Source organism: Paenibacillus macerans (assembly GCF_900454495.1).
Taxonomy (GTDB): Bacteria; Bacillota; Bacilli; order Paenibacillales; family Paenibacillaceae; genus Fontibacillus; species Fontibacillus macerans.
In genome coordinates this window covers 5,132,033-5,152,762 of record NZ_UGSI01000001.1, presented here as the reverse complement: position 1 = coordinate 5,152,762, position 20,730 = coordinate 5,132,033, and the positions used below count along the sequence as shown (strand labels likewise).

18 protein-coding genes and 1 riboswitch are annotated in these 20,730 nt (G+C 55.0%); all 18 genes read left to right on the top strand.

Going from position 1 to position 20,730, the window contains the following annotated elements:
- Positions 1-16 precede the first annotated feature (16 nt).
- The 18 genes from DYE26_RS22945 to DYE26_RS22860 all read left to right on the top strand — a co-directional run bounded on the left by DYE26_RS22945 (position 17) and on the right by DYE26_RS22860 (position 20,652).
- Positions 17-805, top strand: a complete 789-nt coding sequence (locus tag DYE26_RS22945; protein ID WP_036618145.1) for a TatD family hydrolase — start codon at positions 17-19, stop codon at positions 803-805.
- A 194-nt stretch (positions 806-999) separates the two neighbouring features.
- Positions 1,000-1,210, top strand: a riboswitch (cyclic di-AMP (ydaO/yuaA leader).
- 329 nt (positions 1,211-1,539) lie between these two features.
- Complete coding sequence (locus DYE26_RS22940; RefSeq protein WP_036618144.1) at positions 1,540-2,676, top strand: resuscitation-promoting factor; 1,137 nt, start codon at positions 1,540-1,542, stop codon at positions 2,674-2,676.
- 178 nt (positions 2,677-2,854) lie between these two features.
- Entirely contained in the window at positions 2,855-3,409 is a 555-nt protein-coding gene (gene rnmV, locus DYE26_RS22935) for a ribonuclease M5 (protein ID WP_036618143.1), read from the top strand.
- Positions 3,406-4,296: a 16S rRNA (adenine(1518)-N(6)/adenine(1519)-N(6))-dimethyltransferase RsmA gene (gene rsmA / locus DYE26_RS22930; RefSeq protein WP_036618142.1), complete on the top strand. Its 891-nt coding sequence runs from the start codon at positions 3,406-3,408 to the stop codon at positions 4,294-4,296. Before rnmV ends, rsmA begins: the two co-directional genes overlap by 4 nt.
- 62 nt (positions 4,297-4,358) lie before the next feature.
- Entirely contained in the window at positions 4,359-5,255 is an 897-nt protein-coding gene (gene yabG, locus DYE26_RS22925; protein ID WP_036618140.1) for a sporulation peptidase YabG, read from the top strand.
- Positions 5,256-5,828: 573 nt separating this feature from the next.
- Positions 5,829-6,104 (top strand): biofilm formation stimulator Veg, encoded by a 276-nt coding sequence (veg, locus tag DYE26_RS22920; protein WP_036618138.1) that lies wholly within the window; start codon positions 5,829-5,831, stop codon positions 6,102-6,104.
- Between the two features lie 242 nt (positions 6,105-6,346).
- The gene (locus tag DYE26_RS22915; protein ID WP_036618137.1) at positions 6,347-6,529 is read left to right on the top strand and encodes a small, acid-soluble spore protein, alpha/beta type; all 183 of its coding nucleotides are present in this window, start codon (positions 6,347-6,349) and stop codon (positions 6,527-6,529) included.
- Between the two features lie 166 nt (positions 6,530-6,695).
- Entirely contained in the window at positions 6,696-7,550 is an 855-nt protein-coding gene (ispE, locus tag DYE26_RS22910) for a 4-(cytidine 5'-diphospho)-2-C-methyl-D-erythritol kinase (RefSeq protein ID WP_036618136.1), read from the top strand.
- Between the two features lie 130 nt (positions 7,551-7,680).
- Complete coding sequence (gene purR, locus DYE26_RS22905) at positions 7,681-8,514, top strand: pur operon repressor (RefSeq protein ID WP_036618135.1); 834 nt, start codon at positions 7,681-7,683, stop codon at positions 8,512-8,514.
- A 179-nt stretch (positions 8,515-8,693) separates the two neighbouring features.
- Positions 8,694-8,978 carry a septation regulator SpoVG gene (gene spoVG, locus DYE26_RS22900; RefSeq protein ID WP_036618134.1) on the top strand — a complete coding sequence of 95 codons (285 nt, stop codon included), beginning with the start codon at positions 8,694-8,696 and terminating at the stop codon, positions 8,976-8,978.
- A 170-nt stretch (positions 8,979-9,148) separates the two neighbouring features.
- Positions 9,149-10,549, top strand: coding sequence for a bifunctional UDP-N-acetylglucosamine diphosphorylase/glucosamine-1-phosphate N-acetyltransferase GlmU (gene glmU / locus DYE26_RS22895; protein ID WP_036618133.1), 1,401 nt, complete (start codon positions 9,149-9,151; stop codon positions 10,547-10,549).
- Positions 10,550-10,701: 152 nt separating this feature from the next.
- Complete coding sequence (locus DYE26_RS22890) at positions 10,702-11,655, top strand: ribose-phosphate diphosphokinase (protein WP_036618130.1); 954 nt, start codon at positions 10,702-10,704, stop codon at positions 11,653-11,655.
- Between the two features lie 258 nt (positions 11,656-11,913).
- Complete coding sequence (pth, locus tag DYE26_RS22885; protein ID WP_036618128.1) at positions 11,914-12,474, top strand: aminoacyl-tRNA hydrolase; 561 nt, start codon at positions 11,914-11,916, stop codon at positions 12,472-12,474.
- 140 nt (positions 12,475-12,614) lie between these two features.
- A complete protein-coding gene (fin, locus tag DYE26_RS22880) occupies positions 12,615-12,845 on the top strand; it encodes an anti-sigma-F factor Fin (RefSeq protein ID WP_036618126.1) in 231 nt (76 codons plus the stop codon).
- A gap of 156 nt (positions 12,846-13,001) precedes the next feature.
- Positions 13,002-16,529, top strand: coding sequence for a transcription-repair coupling factor (mfd, locus tag DYE26_RS22875; protein WP_036618124.1), 3,528 nt, complete (start codon positions 13,002-13,004; stop codon positions 16,527-16,529).
- The gene (locus tag DYE26_RS22870) at positions 16,516-17,667 is read left to right on the top strand and encodes a peptidylprolyl isomerase (RefSeq protein WP_036618122.1); all 1,152 of its coding nucleotides are present in this window, start codon (positions 16,516-16,518) and stop codon (positions 17,665-17,667) included. The genes mfd and DYE26_RS22870 overlap by 14 nt, the downstream gene beginning before the upstream one ends.
- A gap of 612 nt (positions 17,668-18,279) precedes the next feature.
- Positions 18,280-18,822 (top strand): stage V sporulation protein T, encoded by a 543-nt coding sequence (gene spoVT, locus DYE26_RS22865; RefSeq protein WP_036618119.1) that lies wholly within the window; start codon positions 18,280-18,282, stop codon positions 18,820-18,822.
- Positions 18,823-19,017: 195 nt separating this feature from the next.
- Entirely contained in the window at positions 19,018-20,652 is a 1,635-nt protein-coding gene (locus DYE26_RS22860; protein ID WP_115311269.1) for a polysaccharide biosynthesis protein, read from the top strand.
- The last annotated feature ends 78 nt before the right edge of the window (positions 20,653-20,730 follow it).

The window sequence follows — 20,730 nt, the reverse complement described above, 5'->3', positions numbered from 1 at the left end:
GAGGAACGATACGACCATGTTATTCGACACACATACGCATTTGGACGCCCCGCAGTTCGACGAGGATCGGGAGGAAGTGATTCAGCGCGCGATAGAGCAGGGGGTTACGCGCATGATCAACATCGGCTTTAACCGCGAAACGATTCCGTCGACGATGAAGCTGGCGGAAACGTATGATTTCATTTACGCCGCCGTCGGCTGGCACCCGCAGGATGCGATCACGATGAAGGAAGGCGATTTGGATTGGGTCGCCGAGCTTTGCAAGCACGAAAAAGTGGTGGCTATCGGCGAAATCGGCCTTGATTATTTTTGGGACACGTCGCCCAAAGACGTGCAGCACGAGGTGTTCCGTAAGCAGATCGGGTTGGCCCGCAGTCTGGGGATGCCGATCTCCATTCATAACCGCGACGCACATGAGGATGTCGTGCGGATTTTGCGCGAGGAAAAGGCGAATGAAGTCGGAGGGGTGATGCACTCCTTCTCCGGCAGCTGGGAAATTGCTAAATTGTGTCTAAATCTGGGATTTCATTTATCGTTTGGCGGGCCGATTACGTTCAAAAATGCAAAGCAGCCCAAAGAGGTCCTGGCCAAAACGCCGCTGGACCGTTTGCTGATCGAAACCGATTCCCCTTATTTAACTCCCCATCCATTTCGTGGGAAGCGGAACGAGTCGGCCCACGTGCGTTTGGTAGCCGAAATGGCGGCCGAGCTGAAGGGGGTCTCTTTTGAGGAAATCGCCGAAATTACCACCCGAAATGCACTGGAACGATTTGGAATACCAAGCATAACGGAGAAAAACCGCTGAAAAAATGAGGATAAACGAAAGATTAATGCTTTTTAACTCAAAACAGCATGTTTATTACATTTTTTTAACCATTTTTTTAAAAAAACGTGGTTGATTGGTTCTTTACAACATGCATCCAAACAGGATAGAATTTTTTCAGTAATCGCTGCGGCTCATTTTTCAGCTTGACGAGCCGTTCGATAACTTGGTTCCGTGAACCAGTCTCGCTGAGTCTCCGCATGGAGAACGGGGGAACCGGCGCAAACATGGATCGGCTGATGCCGGCCAGGTTTGCAAATGATTCCTTTTCAGGGTCTTAGGGGTGAATTCGAGGTCGTTGCGCCATGAGCGAACGAACTGAGAAAGGGCGGCTCTCTTTCGTCCGAACCCGACAGCTAACCTCGTAAGCGTACCAAGAGAGGTAACTCGTGCAGCCTATTACACCTAGACAATCAGGAAGCCACGAAGGGAGTTCCTCTAACTCTTTCTTTGGGCTTCTTTTGTTTTGAATAAAAGTAATAGGGTCGTCATACTGTTGATAAACAGGAGGTGACAAATGCCGATAAAGACTGGGGCAGGGTGCGAAATGCGCGGCTTTGTTTATATTTGAGTTCAAAAGTCAGGGTGGTCTGCTTCGTGATCAAAAGATGACTTTTGAACAACCTCTAAAGCGCGTTTCGTAAACAAGAACTGTAGTCGCGTCAACCGTATCATGCATCGACCTTACGGCGGGACTATGAAGGAGGACGGAAGAAATGGGCATTTTCCGAAACGGGGAGACCCATGAATCACGCTCATCCAGCATGTCTTACGCATTGCGATGGAAGCATGAGAATTTTCGTCAGATTACGCTTGTCGGCGTACTGAGCATCGCAGTAATCATCATCATCCTGATTGGGGCGTTTGGTCAGGAGCGTAAACAAGTATCTCTGGTCATCGATGGAAAGGTTCGGTCGGTGGAAACGACGGAATCGAAGGTGGCGCACCTGCTGGAGGAACAATCCGTTAAGCTTGCGCCGCAAGACACCGTATCGCGTCCGCTCGAGAGCCTGCTTTCGGACGGAGACCGGATCGTGATCGAACGGGCGGTTCCGGTGAAAGTCATCGTGGATGGAACGGCCAAAGTTGACTTTACGACAAAAAACACCGTAAGAGGCGCCATTTCCGAACTGGGCGTCACCCTGAAGCAGGACGATAAAGTAACGCCCGCTTTGGACAGCAAAATTTCCACTAACATGAACATCAAAATTGTTCGCGTTAATAAACACACCGTCAAGCAAGAAGAAGCCGTACCGTTTACCGTTGTCAAAACGGCCGATGAAAGTTTGCCGAAAGGTGAAACCAAGGTCGTTCAGCAAGGCAGAAAAGGGTTGGTTGTCCACACCGTGGAGAAAACTTACGAGGACGGCAAATTCGTGACGAAGCGATGGCTCGGCAAAGAGGTATCCAAAACCGCGCAGCCGAAGGTCATTGCCGTCGGCACCAAGCAGCCGACCGCGGTGTTGTCCGCCAGCATGACCCGCAGCTCGGACGGGGTCAGCGTCAGCGGATTGACAACAAAAGGCGGAGTCTCATTCAAATATAAAAAAATACTTAAAAACGTCACGCTCACCGCTTATTCCTCCGAGGAGGACGGTATTGGAACGCGCACGGCCTCCGGCACCCGCGTTACCGAGGGGCGAACGATCGCCGTGGACAATGATGTTGTGCCGCTGGGCTGGTGGGTCTATATCGAAGGCATCGGCTTCCGGAAAGCGGAGGATACCGGCGGAGCGATTGAGGGCCACAAGATCGACGTGTATTACGACAGCTTAAAGGCGGCTAATAATTTTGGCCGCAAGAAGGGCCGCACGGTTTACGTGATCGGTCCGACAAAACCGGAATTGAATTAATTGGCCCCGCTATCGCTTTATCCGGGGAACGAGATACTTTGAGCGTGTTCAAAAGGCCTTCTTCGTGATAAAAAGATGACTTTTTGAACAACCTCTATTATGATGATGAATAAGACACTTGGATAAGAAGAGGATACGTTCCTCTTCTTTTTGTTGTAAACGGAAGGGAAGAAGACACATGATCAAAGAGGTCATTGTGGTGGAGGGCCGGGATGACACCGTGGCTGTCAAGCGGGCCGTGGAGGCGGATACGATCGAAACTGGCGGCTCCGCGATCAATGAGACGACGCTGCGGAAAATCGCCCTGGCGCAGGAGCGGCGCGGAGTAATCATTTTTACCGATCCCGACCATGCCGGGGAACGGATCCGTAAGATCATCGCCAACCGGGTGCCCGGCTGCAAGCATGCGTTTCTGCGGGAAGCGGATGCGACGAAGCGGGGCGATATCGGGATCGAAAACGCCTCCCCGGAAGCGATCCGCGAGGCTTTGTCGCGCGTGCGCAGCGAGGCGCCGGGAGTAGAGGGCCAGATCGATTGGGAAGACTTGATGACGGCGGGGCTGATCGTGCATCCGGAGGCGGCGGCCCGGCGCAAGGTGCTGGGGGAACTGCTCGGGATCGGATACTGCAACGGCAAACAGCTGTACAAGCGTTTGACGGTGTTCCGGATCAGCCGCGAGGAGTTTGCGGATGCGCTCGCCAAGTTGGAGAATGAAGGGGTACAGAGGCCATGAGCATAAGGGAAGACGTGTCCACGCCGCGGCGGACGAAGGAGATCATACAGCGGTACGGATTTTCGTTTAAGAAAAGCTTGGGACAGAACTTTTTGATCGATCAGAACATCCTTGGCAAAATCGTCGCCGCCGCCGGTCTCGACGCCACTAAAGGGGCGCTCGAAATCGGTCCGGGGATCGGCGCGCTGACAGAGAAGCTGGCGCAGGAAGCGGGCAAGGTCGCGGCCGTGGAAATCGACCAGCGCCTGCTGCCGATCCTGCAGGAGGTGCTGGAGCCGTATCCGCACGTTCGCGTCATTCACGGCGACGTGCTGAAGCTGGACCTTAAGGCGCTGTTTGCCGCCGAATTTTCCGGCGTCAGCGGCGTTAGCGTCGTCGCCAATCTGCCGTATTACGTGACGACGCCGATCCTGATGAAGCTGCTCGAGGAGAAGCTGCCGCTGGAGCATATCGTCGTGATGATCCAGAAGGAAGTGGCGGAGCGCATGGCGGCCTCGCCGGGCGGCAAAGACTACGGCAGCCTCAGCATCGCGGTTCAGTACTACAGCGAGCCGGAGCTGGTCTTTACGGTGCCGCACAGCGTGTTCATTCCGCAGCCGAATGTGGAATCCGCCGTCATCCGCCTGTCGGTACGCAAAGAGCCGCCGGTGGCGGTGGACGATGAGGCGTTTTTCTTCGAGGTGGTGCAGGCCGCCTTCGCCCAGCGGCGCAAGACGATTTCCAACAATCTGAAAAGCCGGTTTTTCCCGGGCGAAGGCCGGGAACGGCTGGAGCGGCTGCTGGAGGCGGCCGAAATCGTCCCGTCGCGCCGCGCCGAAACGCTCGATTTGGCGGAGTTCGCGGGGCTGAGCAACACCTTGCTGCAGGCAGGATTAAAGCGGCCGTAACGGGGCCCGCCGCAGTAACCAATCCCTCCATTTGCCCATACCATGGGATAGAGGTGATTGACTTGACGAATTTGGGAGACTTGGTCGTCCGCAAATCTTACGGCGGGGATGTTACGTTCCGGGTAGCAAGCATCGTGCGGAGCGAAGCGGTCATCAAGGGAACGGAATTCCGGCTGCTGGCGGATGCGCCTTTAAGCGATTTGATCCGTATAGACCGGGACACCCCCGGAGAAACGACGCAGCGCGCGCGCATCAAGGCGACGGAGTCGCTGAAGCGGTTGACCCTGGACCGGAAGCAGCTGGCCGAGCGGAACCGGATGACCATCGGCGGGGAATGGTACCCGATGGGGGAGCCGGCGTATTTTGAAGTGCCGGGCAAAGTGCTTCATCTGGACGGGGATCAAAGATATTTGCAAAAAAGCCTGAGCTTGTACGAAAAGCTGCGGGTGCCCGCACAAGGCTTCTATGTTACGGAGTCGCAGATGGCCAGCGCGCTGTACCGTCTGCTGCCGACGGTCCGCCCGGATATCGTGGTGCTGACCGGTCATGACGGCGTTTTGAAGCATCGGCCTACCGGCGATCTGTACAATTTGACCAGCTATAAAAATTCCAAGCATTTCGTGGAGGCCATTCAGACGGCCAGACAATACGAACGCAATTTCGATTCGTTGACGATCGTGGCCGGCGCCTGCCAGTCGCATTTTGAGGCGTTATTGCAGGCGGGGGCCAATTTCGCCAGTTCCCCGGGCCGCGTGCTGATCCACGCCCTGGACCCGGTGTATATCGCCGCCAAGGCCTCACTGACGTCCATACGCGATACGATTCAAATTACGGATGTCCTGAACCATACGATCAGCGGCACGCAAGGCGTCGGAGGGATCGAAACGCGCGGCAGCTACCGGATCGGCCTGCCCAGGCTGAAGGATTTGTCCACGCTTAAAGTTGTGCCTTCCATGTGAGAGCATGCTAACCGGAAGTTCCAAGTTTTTCCTTGGGGCTTCCGGTTTTTTTATGCAAAAATAGGATATTCCAAACATAATTTTGGCCGTTTTCAGACAATAAGGGCGCTCTGGTCCCTTAGCAAGCCGCAGGGTAAGCCTAGCCCCCGTTTCCATGGCCGCCCGTCTTTGGTACCGATTTTTAGGTTGCGTCAAAAATAAGGACAAAAAATGTCTTTATCTCAGCGATATCGTTTATTCGAGTGAAATAGAGGACATTTATGTGGTTATTTTCCTCCTCCCCTAGGTAATACCAATGTTCTGGGGCATTCATAGGAAAATAAGTACATGAAATGCCGCTAATGAGGATGAACATGCTCCGATCTCCGGACATAAGTACATAAAATGCCGTTATTATATAGGCCGGCGGTCGCTCATTCCGGCAGCTTTATTTGTTCGGGAAGGCCGCGTCAGGTCATGTCGAAAAAAATTCATTGACATTAGTTTTTCCATGCTGATATAATTATTTATTTTGATTTGACAAAGATTCTCCTTTCCTGTATAATGGTTTAAGAAAGAAGGTGGTCACAGGTAATGGCTAAAAATGCGCTGTCGGAAATCAAGCATAGTCTCGACGCCCACGTTGGACAAAAAATTATGCTTCGGGCAAACGGAGGTCGCCGAAAGACCATCGAACGCACCGGAGTATTGGAGGAAACCTATCCTTCGGTCTTTATCGTGAAGCTGGACCAGGAGCATCAGACATTTAAGCGTGTGTCTTACAGTTATGCCGATATACTAACCGAATCCGTTGAGGTCATGATTTGCGACGACAACAACGAGGTGCGGATTTCGTATATTAAACCGTGAACATCATGATGAATTACAAGCAAACGGCTTCCGCCATCGGCGGGGCCGTTTTTTACTGCTGCCGGGCAGGGCGGATGCTTATCAGGCGCTGACGCGAAGCTGCTGTACTCGAAAGGATCAGCCGGCGCGGGGCGGCAGGCTTTTTTTGGGCGGACAGGATTGCCGCTGTCACCGTATGAACGGGTGCGGGCCCACGCATACTAACCATTGTTCCATATCCAGACCCCAAAGGAGGACTGACCATGTCGCGCAGAAGACGAAGCGTAATGTCGGAGGACCTGAAGGTCGAATTAGCCAAGGATCTGGGATTTTACGATACCGTGAAGCAGGAAGGCTGGGGCGGCATCAAAGCGAAGGATGCGGGAAATATGGTAAAGCGGGCGATCCAGCTCGCCGAACAGGCTGCGGCAAAGCAGCAGCAATAGCGGCTAACAAATTTGGCGGACGAAGCTTCCCTGGGGGAGCTTCGTTTTTTTGCCCGGATGAAGTAAGATAGTGTAAGATGAATGTTGATCTTTCGCGCATAGACGGACTGCGGAGTATTTTTTAAAATAAAGGAACGGTAAGGATTGCTGAAGGTAGGTGAGGGCCTTGAAAATTTACGAGAAAGCGCCGGCAAAAATCAACTTGATGCTCGACGTAATACATAAACGTCCGGACGGCTACCACGAAGTCGAGATGATCATGACGATGGTTGATCTCGCCGACCGGTTGGAAATGAGCGCCCTCCCGCGGGATACGATTATTATATCGAGCCAGGCCGGATATATTCCGCTTGATGAGAAGAACCTGGCCTTTCAGGCCGCGAAGCTGATCAAGGAACGGTACAACGTGCGCAGCGGGGTGTATATCCATCTCGACAAGAAGATTCCGGTCGCGGCCGGTCTGGCCGGCGGAAGCAGCGACGCGGCGGCGACGCTGAGGGGACTTAACCGGCTTTGGGGACTGAACATCTCCGAGGAAGAGCTGAAGAAACTCGGGGCGGAGCTGGGGTCGGACGTGCCCTTTTGCGTAACGGGAGGGACGGCGCTGGCCACGGGACGCGGCGAGGTGCTGACGCCTTTGCCGAACCCGCCGCAATGTTGGGTCGTTCTGGCAAAGCTGCCGATTAACGTATCTACGGCCGAGGTGTACGGACGGTATCGCAACGAACGGATCCAAAAGCATCCCTCGGCCGAACGGATGCGGACGGCCCTGGAGAGCCGGTCTTTTCCGGGAGTGTGCCGGGAGCTGGGCAACGTTCTGGAGAGCGTGACGCTGCACATGCATCCCGAGGTCGCCCATTTGAAAGAGACGATGCTGCGCCTGGGCGCTGACGGTGTGCTGATGTCGGGAAGCGGTCCGACGGTGTTCGGGCTCGTCTCCAAAGAAGCGAAAGTGTCCCGGATTTACAACGGGCTGCGCGGGTTTTGCAAAGAGGTTTACGCGGTGCGTCTTCTTACCTGAACGAAAAGCGTTTTGGTTCTTAAGCACGAAGCGGCTCACCCCACATGAAAATGAAGAACAAGCTTGGACAAATCCGTACAAAAATGTTATAGTTTCAATAAAATATTCGGATTTTAGCGAGGGGTACTTCGTGAAAAAATTGAAAAGAAGCGCTCGTTTAGTGGAGATGACCCACTATTTGTTGGCCCGGCCGCATCATCTGATCCCGCTGACGACCTTTGCCCAGCGGTACGGGGCCGCGAAATCGTCCATTAGCGAGGATTTGGGCATTATTAAAGAGGTTTTTGAAGAAGAGGGGATCGGCGACTTGCTAACGCTGGCCGGAGCCGCCGGCGGCGTTAAATATGTTCCGAGAGTGGGCCGCGAGCAGGCGCTTGTCTTTATCCGCGAGCTGTGCGACAAGCTCTCGCAGCCGGATCGCATTTTGCCGGGCGGTTATTTGTATATGTCCGACCTGCTCGGGCAGCCGGGTTTGATGAATGAGGCGGGCAAACTGTTCGCCACCGCCTTCGGCGATCTGGAGATCGACTGCATCATGACCGTGGAAACAAAAGGGATCCCGCTCGCTTACGCTACGGGCGCCGAGCTGAATCTGCCGGTCGTCCTGGTGCGAAGAGACCATCAGGTTACGGAGGGGTCGGCCGTAAGCATCAATTACGTGTCCGGATCGCACAAAAGCCTGCATACGATGACGTTGTCCCGCCGGGCGCTCAAAGAACATTCGCGCGTGCTGATCGTTGACGATTTCATGAAGGCCGGCGGCACCATTCAAGGGATGGTCGACCTGCTGGACGAATTCAACGCGAAGGTTGCGGGGGTCGGCGTGTTGGTGGAATCGGGGGAAGTGGATTCCGAGCAGCGGCTTCTGCGCGATTATGTGTCGCTGGCGACGCTCCGGGCGGTGGATGCCAAAGGCAAGGAAATCTCCGTGGAGCCTGGAAATTATTTTTCCAAATTCGGGTAAGCAGAAACATGTCGATAAAACCGCAAAACTGAAAATTTTGCGACGAAATGTGTCGAAAACCCCGTCATATCAAAAAAAATCGAGAATTTAAGGCATTTTGTTCTTGAAAAAAAAAGGATTTCCGTTTGCTATGTGGAATATTACACCAAGTCTCTGATGGAAAAAGGTGGTGAACACATATGCAAATTACGGATGTAAGACTCCGCCGAGTCAGCTCTGAAGGCAGAATGAAGGCCATAGCATCCATTACCATCGATAACGAGTTTGTCGTTCACGACATCCGCGTCATCGACGGGAACAATGGAATGTTTGTAGCTATGCCGAGCAAGCGCACGCCGGACGGGGAGTTCCGGGATATCGCGCATCCGATTTCCTCCGGTACCCGCGAGAAGATTCAAGCCGCTGTTTTGGCTGAATACGAACGTGCGGCCGACCAGGAGGAAGCTATTGAAGAAGGGGCGTAAGTCGCATTTTTAATTCTTGACCAATTGGGGTTCGAGGAAAAGGGAGCCATGAGTACATGGCTCCCTTTTCTTTTTGCGGTAAATGAGATATATTCAGTAATGAGTTTAAATGAGAGTTCAAAAAAACAGGTTTTCAGCACCGAAGCTTAAGAGAGAAGGAGGCCGGGGCCTTGAAAAAATTAGCGATTGTTCTTGCCGCAGGTCAGGGGAAACGCATGAAGTCCAAGCTTTATAAAGTGCTCCATCCTGTGTGCGGCAAACCGATGGTCGGGCATGTTTTAAGCGCGGTACAGCAAGCCGGCTGCGAAAGAACCATCGTCGTTGTCGGCCATGGTGCCGAAGCGGTTAAATCATACCTTGGATCATCGGCGGAGTACGTGCTGCAGGAGCAGCAGCTGGGAACCGGTCATGCGGTGAAGCAGGCTGGTCCGCTGCTCGCCGGAGAGGAAGGTACGACCGTCGTGATTTGCGGCGATACCCCTCTGGTGACCGCGGAGACGCTTGAAGCGCTGGTCGAACTTCATACCCGCAAGGGTGCAGCGGCTACCGTGCTCACGGCCAAAATGGACAATCCTCAAGGGTATGGCCGGGTGATCCGTGGAGAGAACGGTACGGTCGAGCGCATCGTCGAGCAGAAGGACTGCTCGCCGGAAGAGGCAGCGGTACAGGAAATCAACACAGGCACTTATTGTTTTGATAATGCGAAATTGTTTGCCGCTTTGGAGAAAGTGACCAATAACAACGCGCAGCAGGAATATTACCTGACCGATGTCATCGGCATTTTGGTACAAGCCGGCGAAATCGTGGAAGGGTATGCGGCGCAGGACCACCGGGAGTCGATCGGCGTCAATGACCGCGTTGCGCTGGCCGAAGCGGAAGCGGTGATGCGCGAACGGATCGTTCGGCGTCATATGCTGGGCGGCGTCACGGTGATCGATCCGGCGTCGACTTATATCGGGGCCGATGTGGCGATCGGTTCGGATACGGTGATTTATCCGGGAACCGTGCTTGCGGGGCGGACGGTCATCGGCGAGGATTGCGTGATTGGGCCGGCGTCTCAAATCGAGGATAGCGTGATTCATGACGGCGCGAAGGTGAAGCATTCGGTTCTGAGCCAGGCGGAAGTCGGCAAAGAAACGACGGTGGGGCCGTTCGCTTATTTGCGTCCGGGGGCCAAACTTGGCGCCAACGTCAAAGTGGGCGATTTCGTCGAGATCAAGAACGCGACCTTGGACGACGGAGCGAAAGTCTCGCATCTGAGTTATATCGGCGACGCCAAAGTCGGCAAAAACGTAAATATAGGCTGCGGCGCGATTACCGTCAATTACGATGGTTATAATAAATCCATTACGGAGATTGAGGACGAAGCCTTTATCGGCAGCAATGTTAATCTGATCGCGCCGGTGAAGGTCGGGAAAGGCGCTTATGTGGTCGCCGGTTCGACCATTACGCATTCCGTTCCCGAAGGCGATCTGGCCATCGCGAGACAGCGGCAGGAGAACAAGCCGGGTTACGCCGAGAAAATCCGCGGCCGCGCAAAAGCCAAAAAACAAAATAAGCAGGACTCTTAAGCCGTTTTATCATAGGATGTAGTAGCAATTGTCGGAATGAATTTTTCGGAATGAGGATGCAGTGACCATTTCTAATGACGGGGTAGCTGGAAGGCGGGTTCAGCGGTTTGATTCCCTTTCGCTATCTACACAGCACGGAGGGTTTTAATTTTATGACTTATTGTGATTCCAAATTAAAGATATTCACCTGTAACTCCAATCCTAAGCTGGCTCATCAGATCGCGGATTATATCGGAATTCCGATGGGCGATTCGGAAACGACCAGTTTTAGCGACGGCGAAATTCAGGTCAAGCTGTCGGAGAGTGTCCGGGGCTGCCACGTCTATGTCGTACAATCGACGTGTGCTCCCGTCAACGACAATCTGATGGAGCTGCTAGTTATGGTGGATGCCTTGAAAAGAGCTTCGGCCAAAAGCATCAACGTGGTTATCCCGTATTACGGCTATGCCCGCCAAGACCGGAAGGCCCGTTCGCGCGATCCGATCACGGCTAAGCTGGTTGCCAATTTGATCGAGAAGGCCGGCGCTCACCGCGTCATTACGATGGACCTGCACGCCATGCAGATTCAAGGCTTCTTCGATATCCCGGTGGATCATATGCTCGGGGTGCCGATTTTGGCCCAGTATTTCCGGTCCAAACATATCCCGAATCCGGTCGTCGTATCTCCGGACCACGGCGGGGTGGTGCGCGCCCGCAAGCTGGCGGATTTCCTGAACGCCCCGCTGGCGATCATCGATAAACGCCGTCCGGAGCCCAACGTCAGCGAAGTTATGAACATTATCGGGAACATCGAAGGCAAGACGGCGATTCTCGTCGATGATATCATCGACACCGCCGGAACGATCGTGCTTGGCGCGAATGCGCTGAAGGAGGGCGGCGTGGAAGAGGTTTACGCCTGCTGTACGCACCCCGTGTTGTCCGGCCCGGCGATGGAACGGCTGGAGAATTCTCCGTTGAAGGAAGTTATTGTAACCGATACGATTCCGATTACGCATCCCAATCCGACGAGCAAGCTGAAGGTGCTCTCCGTCGCTCCGCTTATGGGTGAAGCGATTATTCGCGTGCACGAAGAGCTGTCGATCAGCAAGCTGTTCGAGATCGAATAAGGAAAAGGCTACTGCACACAGGGGTTGCATCCTCCCGCCGGAGGGTGTAACCCCTATCGGTGTGTTTGCCGGGGGATAGATAAGGCTCGTTTGGGCGTAAAATGGGCGATTTGGGCGAAATCTATTGGATATTTCCAAGTGGGGGCTCAAAATAGCGGCTGATATCCGCCAATCTATTGGAGTTTTTCCAAGTGAGGGTGCCGGGAAGAGCCTTAAGGTGCTGCCAGCTGCCACAAACGTAGGAGGTATATGGAACAAATGAAATGGATCGTAGGTCTCGGAAACCCGGGGAAACAATATGAGAAAACGAGGCACAATATCGGTTTTATGGCCGTGGATGAACTGGCGCGGCGGCACGGGATCGAGATCAAGCAGAGCAAATGCAAGGCTTTGATCGGCGAAGGGGTGCTGCCGGGCGGCAAGGTCGTATTGATCAAGCCGATGACGTTCATGAACCTGTCCGGCGAAGCGGTTCGCGCCTACATGGATTATTACAAAGCGTCCCTGGAAGATATGATCGTCGTATACGACGATCTCGATACCGAGATTGGGCGCAACCGGCTGCGTTATCAAGGCAGTTCGGGCGGCCATAACGGAATTAAATCGATTATCCAGCATACCGGAACACAGGTGTTCAACCGCATACGAATGGGTATCTCCCGCCCGGAGCCCGGTTATGCGGTGGTGGATTATGTGCTTTCCGGGTTTGCCAAAAAAGATCAGCCGCTGCTGCAGCAATCGATCGAAGCGGCGTGCGATGCGCTGGAGTACAGCTTGGACCACACGTTTGAGCAGACTATGGCCAAGTTTAACGTATAAATGCCGGGTTATGGACCAGCGCGGCCGACGGGAAGTCGGCCGGAAGCCTAATCCGCGTTTTGCTGCCGTTCAAGGTCAGGGCTAAAAGGAGCCAGTCTGGGGCATACTGGAGACATAATGAATCTTCAGGAGGCATATAGATGGCTATAAATTACGTCTGCCGGCACTGCCGGACGGTGATTGGTAGAATAGAGGCCCCCCAGGTCACGGAAGCCCAACTAGGCTTTCATTCCTTGACCCCCGAGGAACGGCGAGATATAATAGCGTATGATTCGAACGGCGAAATGACGGTTCGGGTGATCTGCGATTACTGCAGGGAAGCGCTGGAGCAGAACCCGGAGCTGATGCTGCTCGTGAGTCCCTTGCAATGAGCGGGGGCGAAGGCCGATGAAGAATGAACAATTTACCGGTTAAAGCGGTTATAGAGCCTTGGCACGTTTGCTGAGGCTCCTTTTTGGTTCGTGTAAACACATTGTCCTGCCCGGTCAGGTCAATAGATTGAATAAGCAGTAAGAGAGGTGCCACACTTGCTACAAGCGCTAATAGAAGCTTTTTCCCGGGATACCGACTTTGCTTCGATGGTCGCCGGCGTCAACTCCGGTATGAAGGAGCAATTGCTCTCGGGGTTATCCGGTTCGACGAGACAGGTGATGCTGGCCGCGCTGCACCAGGAGGTGAAGCGACCGCTCCTTGTCGTAACCCACAATATGTTCGCCGCCCAAAAAATTTATGAAGATTTACAGGAAGCGCTCTCACCGGACGAAGTGCTGCTTTATCCCGCCAACGAGCTGGTCGCCGCCGAATCGGCCGTATCCAGCCCGGAAACGCTGGCCCAGCGGATCGAGGTGCTGCTGCAATGCTCCCGCGGCTTTCGGGGCGTTGTGGTGGTGCCTTATTCCGGCATCCGCCGGTTTATTCCCACGCCGGAAACAATGGCAGAGGCCGGACTTACGATTACCCTCGGAGGGACGATTCAGCATGGCGACTTCCTGAACAAAATGATCGAGCTTGGCTACGAACGTGTAGAACGGGTTGAATCCCGTGGGGAAATGAGCCTGCGCGGAGGAATCATCGACTTTTACCCGCTGACCTCGGCGATGGCTTACCGGGTGGAATTGTTCGATGACGAAGTCGATTCCATCCGCACCTTCGATCCGTCCGACCAGCGTTCGGTGGACCAGGTCAAGGAAGTGTTCGTTCCCCCTTGCAAGGAATTGATCGCTTCCCCGGACCGGCTGGAGGCGGCGGCTCAAGCCGCGTCCGAACGCCTGGATCGGCAGCTTGAAAAAATGGCCGACCGCCAGGCGAAAAACAAGCTGCAGGAGGAAATCGCCAAGGAGATCGAGCTGCTGCGGGAGCATGTGTATTTTCCGGAAATCTATAAATATATTTCTTTGATCTACCCTGAAAGAAAAACGTTGTATAACTATATGCCGAGCGACACGCTGCTCATCCTGGACGAACCGGCGCGCCTGCTGGAGACGGCCAAGCAGCTGGAGCGCGATGAATCGGAGTGGAATCTGCATTTGCTGCAAAACGGCAAAAGCCTTCCGGAACTGCCGCTGGCGGTGGAGACCGACCATGTGCTGTACCACCGTCCGTTTCAAACGCTGTTTCTGTCCTTGTTCCTGCGCCAGGTTCCGCACTCCCAGCCGCAGAACATTCTCAACTTCGTTAGTCGGACGATGCAGGACTTCCATGGGCAAATGAACGTGTTGAAGGCGGAAATGGAACGCTGGAAAAAAAGCGGCGCCAATGTCATCATGCTGGCTAGCGGCGAGGAACGCATGGACCGGATGCGGCGGGTGCTGCAGGATTACGGGATCGAGGAGCCGACACTGCTGAAGGGCAATCTGCAGTCGGGCTTTGAGCTGCCTTCCGTGCATCTGGTTGTCATCACCGAAGGGGAGATGTTCTCCCAGAAGCAGCGCAAAGTGCGCCGCGTCGCCAGCAAAAGCATGGACAACGCCGAACGGATCAAAAGCTACACCGAGCTGAAGGTCGGCGATTACGTCGTTCACCAAAACCACGGGATCGGCAAATATATGGGGATCGGTACGCTCGAGGTCGGCGGGATCCACAAAGACTACATGCATATCATGTATGCCGGCGGCGACAAGCTGTCCGTTCCGATCGAACAGATCGACATGATTCAGAAATACGTCGGTTCCGAAGACAAAGAGCCAAAGGTCTACAAGCTCGGCGGCAATGAATGGCAGCGGGTGAAAAACAAGGTCCGCTCCTCCGTGCAGGATATCGCCGACGATCTGATCAAGCTGTATGCCGAGCGGCAGGCGGCGCCGGGGTATGGCTTCGAGAAGGACTCGCCGGAGCAGCAGGAGTTCGAAGGAATGTTTCCTTACGAGGAGACGCCGGACCAACTGCGGGCCATCGAAGAAATCAAAAAGGACATGGAAAAAAACCGGCCGATGGACCGCCTGCTCTGCGGCGACGTTGGCTACGGAAAAACGGAGGTGGCGATCCGGGCCGCTTTCAAAGCGGCGATCGAAGGCAAGCAGGTCGCGGTGCTGGTGCCGACCACGATTTTGGCGCAGCAGCATTACGAAACGTTCCGCGAACGGTTTGCCGGTTACCCGATCAATATTCAGACGCTGAGCCGGTTCCGCAGCCGCAAGGAGCAGAACGAGACGATCAAGGGGCTCCGCCAGGGCACGGTGGACATCGTGATCGGGACCCATCGGATATTGTCCCAGGATCTGGTGTTCAAAGATTTGGGCTTGCTGATCGTCGATGAAGAGCAGCGGTTTGGCGTAACGCATAAAGAGAAGCTGAAGAAGCTGAAAACGAATGTGGACGTGCTTACCCTGACGGCGACGCCGATCCCGAGAACGCTGCATATGTCGATGCTTGGCGTACGGGATTTGTCGGTCATCGAAACGCCGCCGGAAAACCGCTTCCCGGTGCAAACCTACGTGGTCGAATACAGCCAGGCGCTGGTGCGCGAAGCGATCGAACGCGAAATGGCCCGGGGCGGGCAAATCTACTACCTGTACAATCGCGTACAGGGAATTCATGAGATGGCGGCGCAAATCTCGGCGCTCGTCCCGGATGCCCGCGTAGGCGTTGGCCACGGGCAGATGTCCGAGCAGGAGCTGGAGAAGACGATTCTCGACTTCCTCGACGGGGAATACGACGTGCTGGTCAGCACCAGCATTATCGAGACCGGCGTCGACATTCCGAACGTCAACACGCTGATCGTGCACGATGCCGACAAAATGGGCTTGTCGCAGCTGTACCAGCTGCGGGGCCGGGTTGGCCGGTCCAACCGGATCGCCTATGCTTACTTCACCTATCAGAAGGACAAATCGTTGACCGAAGTGGCCGAAAAGCGCCTGCAGTCGATCAAGGAGTTTACCGAGCTCGGCTCCGGCTTCAAAATTGCCATGCGCGACCTGGCCATCCGCGGCGCGGGCAATTTGCTGGGGGCGGAGCAGCACGGCTTCATCGCCTCCGTCGGCTTTGACCTGTATTCGCAGATGCTGGCCGAAGAAATCCAGAAACGCAAAGTGACCATGCTCGGAGAAGCCGAACCTGCGGAAACGCATTGGAATACGACGATCGATCTCGGCATCGACGCTTATCTGCCCTCGGATTATATTTACGATAGCATGCAAAAAATTGAAATTTACAAGAAAACGGCTTCCGCAACCTCGTTTGAGGACGTGGCGGAGCTGGAGGACGAGCTGCTTGACCGTTTCGGGGAATTGCCGGAAGCGGTGCAGAACCTGCTGTCCGTAGCCAGGGTGAAGTTGTACGGCAAGAAGTACGGCATCGAATCGATCGCATTGCGTGGAGAAGAAGTTACCGTCAAGTTCTACGAAGGCCGGGAACAGTCGATCGTGCCCGGCAGGCTCGCGGAAATTGGAAATCTCTTCGGAAGACGTGTACAATTTATTCAAGGGTCCGTGATGCTGATCCGGATCAATATCAAAGGAATGGACGACAAAGCGTTGATGGGCTTGTTGGAGCAATTTCTGAATGCCCTGAAGGATGCGTTCAAAGCGAAAGGGGAACTACAAGATGTTTCAAAGTAAAAGGCGTTCCTGGCAAACGCTGCTGATTGCCCTTGTGGCGGTGCTTGCCTTTACCATCATGGCGGGATGCGGGAAGAAGGATGTTGTCGCCACTTACGAGGGCGGGGAGATCACGGCGAAGGAATTTGATTTGGACCAGCGCATCTTGCTGGCGGTTTCGCCGCAGGCGGCACAACTGCTGCAGATGGACGAATTCCGCGAGTATCTGCTCAAACAGGAAATTGCGTACAAGTATTTGGCGGCGAAAGCCGATGACAAGACGGCGGAAGCCGGGAAGAAAAAGGCGGAGCAGCAGCTCGAAATGATGAAGGCCTCCTACGGCGGCGCCGATGCGTTCAAAAAAATGCTGGACGCCCAGAAAGTGTCCGAGGCGGAAGTCAAAGATTATTTCAACCGCCTTTACATCGCTATGGAAAACGAGGAGAACAAGGTTACGGAAGAAGATATGAAAAAGGAATTCGAAGCGGCGAAGGAAAACTTCACGACGGCTTCGGTCCGCCATATCCTGATCGGGTTTACTGATCCAAACGGCAAGCAACGCTCCGAAGAAGAAACGCTCAAATTAGCCAAAGACGTCAAGGCCAAATTGGACAAGGGCGAGGATTTCGCCACCCTGGCCAAAAAATACTCCGAGGATCCGGGTTCCAAGGACAACGGCGGATTGTATGAAAATGCCAACGTCAGCGGATGGGTTGAGGAGTTTAAGCAGGCTGCCTTGACCCAGCCGATCAACGAAATCGGCGATCCGGTCAAAACAAGCTACGGGTACCATATTATCCGCGTCGAATCGCGTAACGAGAAAAAATACGAGGATTTGACGCAGGATGAAAAAGACCAGCTAAAAATGTCCGTTGCATCCCAAAAAGTGGACGAGTTCATGGCTGGGGATCTCGAGAAGAAGATCATCAAGAAAATTAATCTTCCGAAAACGGAAACCCCGAAGAACAACAGCGGCAACGCGGCGAATAACGGCGCAGGCGCCGGAAGCGGGGCCGGTACCGGTACGAATGCAGGCGCAGGTACGGGCACAAACGCGGGAACCGATGGAGCCGGAAACGCCGGGGCGTCGGGGAACAGCGGCGGCGGGGCCGCCAACAATTCCGGCGCGGGAACCGGCAGCGGCAATGCCGGAAAATAAACGACGATGGCTTGAGGAGGGCAGCTGCTGAGCGGTCGCTGACTTAGCGGTAAAAAAGGGCCTTATTTTCGTCAAAAAGAGGGACATACCAGAAATAAAGGTTTTTTTTACCGCTATTATAGAGGGATGAGGAAAAAAGATGCTTTTTTTCAAGCTGGCTCCCCAAATAAGGGAAAAAAGTTCCGCTATTTAACCCAGAATGGATAAAATCTCAAAATAGCGACATAAATTACCGCTGTTTCCGCTAACAGAAGGTTGCCTCCTTATCCCCCCTTCCCACGCAGCGCATCAAACTAACCGCCGGAGTGAATTTCTCCGACGGTTTTTCTTAACCAGACATTTACGGGGAGGGGGGGCTATTTTTAAAAATGATGGTTCAATATGATGAATAAGGTGCACTTTAGGGATGAATACTAAGGACAGAATCACAGGTACACCAAATCCCTACCCGCCTCAGGCATCGGTCAGCGGCATTTCGCAAGCTTGGATCGCACTTTTGTCTGCGTCCGGCAGATTTTTGCATAAGAGATCGTATATAGAACTGGTTTTTGTTTAGGCTATATCCGAGAAGCAGTAGTTCAAAACTTCTAAGAAAGCGGGGCAACATGTGACATGAAAGCTACTGGTATTGTACGCCGTATTGATGATTTGGGCCGCGTCGTCATCCCTAAGGAAATTCGCCGGACTTTGCGGATTCGTGAAGGAGATCCGCTGGAGATTTTTGTGGACCGCGATGGAGAAGTCATTTTGAAAAAATATTCGCCGATCGGCGAATTGGGCGATTTTGCCAAGGAGTATGCCGAGTCGTTGTACGAAAGCACGGGACATGTTACGCTGATCTCTGACCGGGATACGCTGATTGCGGTGGCGGGGGCGTCGAAAAAGGAATATTTGGACAAGCCGATCAGTACGCTGCTGGAAAACAGCATGGATGGGCGCAAAATCCTAATGGAAACGGAAGCGGGCGAATTCGAAATTACGAAGGACCATCCGGAGAACATTTCGTCTTTCGTCATTGCGCCGATTATTGCCGGAGGCGATCCGATCGGGACCGTCGTTTTGCTAACGAAAGACAGTTCCGTGAAGATGTCGGAGTTGGAGTCGAAAATGGCGGAAACGGCCGCAGGCTTTCTGGCCAAGCAAATGGAGCAGTAAACGAGACTCCTTTCACCTGTGTCATTCTCAAGCTTACACACCCCCGATTTACGCGGCGGCCGGCCGTTCGGAGCGGATGTGTAAGTTTTTTGCGTTAAACCGCCGAAAATTGGCCGCAACCCATGGTTTCGTCATATAATGGAACCTGCAAGCTTTGGCATGTCCATTATCTAAAGGTGCAAAGAAAGGGAAACCATGAAAGAACCTGGCGTTACCCTGGCTTCCAAGCTCCTGAAGGGAGCGGCGATCCTAAGTTTGGCGGCGATTTTGACCAAGCTGCTGGGCACTCTGCAGAAAATACCGCTGCAGAATATCGGAGGCGACGGGGTTTTTGGCATTTACAATACGGTGTATCCTTTTTATACGCTGCTCATTACGCTGACCACATCGGGTTTTCAAGCCGCCGTGTCTAAATTTGTGGCGGAGCGCCATGCCGTAGGCAACGTACCGGAACAACGCGAGGTTCTGCGGCTGGCGGCGGCCATGATGATGGTGTTCGGCGCGGCGGGCGCAATCCTGCTGTACTTTGGAGCTCCGCTGCTGGCGCGTTTGATCGGCAGCAGCCTGATCGTCCCGGCCTTGCAGGCGGCCGCGCCGGCGCTGCTGTTTTACCCGGTCAGCGCCGCGCTGCGGGGGTATTATCAAGGCCTGCAAAATATGCTGCCGACAGCCGTATCGCAGGTCACCGAACAAGCGGTGCGGGTCACCGTCATGATCGTGCTGCTGCTCTATTTGAGCCGGATGTCGGCGGGCGACCCCGCGCTGGGCGGCGGCGCGCTGGCCGGCTCATCCGCGGGAGCGGCCGCCAGCCTGCTGATCATGCTGCTGTATTGGCGGTTTGCGAAAAGGGGACCCTTGGAATCGTCGCCCGAAGAACCTGCACGGCAACGTAATTTTCCGCCGTCAAAGGGGAGACGGGAGCTTTTTCCGGCGCTCTTGAAATACGCGATTCCGATCAGCCTGGCCGCTTTGGCGGTCCCGTTGATCAGCCTGGTGGACACGTTCTCGCTGCCGCGCCTGCTGAATGTCCATGGGGACGAGATACGCGTTATGGGGCAGGTAGGGATATACAACCGGGGCATCCCGCTCGTTCAGCTCGTGACCATGCTGGCCACTTCTTTGTCGGTGCTGTTTATCCCGGCGATGGCCGAACTGCGGATGAAATCCGACACCGCCGCCATACGCAGGCAAACGCAAACCGCGCTCCGCTGGTTTTGGCTGATCGGGCTGGCGGCGTCCCTGGGGCTGGCGCTGCTCGCGGAGCCGATCAATGTGATGCTCTATGAGGACGCGGCCGGCAGCGCCACGTTTGCCTGGATCGCCTGGACGGCCGCACCCGGCGCGCTGATGGTCGTGACCAGCGCGCTGCTGCAGGGCCTCGGCGCCCAGCGCGCTCCGGCGCTGCACCTGCTCGCGGCGGCGCTGCTCAAGGCGGCGCTGAACGCGCTGCTGGTGCCGCGGCTCGGCATCACCGGCGCGGCCATCGCCGGCATCGCCGCCTATGGCGCGGCCGCCGCGCTGAACGCTGCGCTGCTGCTGCGCCGCGCGGGGCTGCGTCCGCGCCTGCGGGACGCGCTGCTGCGCCCGGCGGCGGCCCTCCTGGCGATGGCCGCCGCCGTGACGGCGCTGCGCCTCGCCGTCGCCGAGCTGCTGCCGCCCGGCCGTACGGCGGCCGCGGCGGAGAGCCTGCTCGGCGTGCTGCTCGGCGCAGCCGTGTTTGCCGCCGCGGTGCTGCGCGCGCGGCTGCTCAGCGCGGCAGAGCTTAGCGCCCTGCCGCGGATCGGCCCGAAGCTGCTGGCGCGGCTTCGGAAGCTGCGTCTGCTGCCGTAGCACGTTCGGCGCAGACGCTCGCTGCCGCGGCTTCGGAAGCTGTGTTTGCCGTAGCACAGGCCGGCATATACGCTCGCC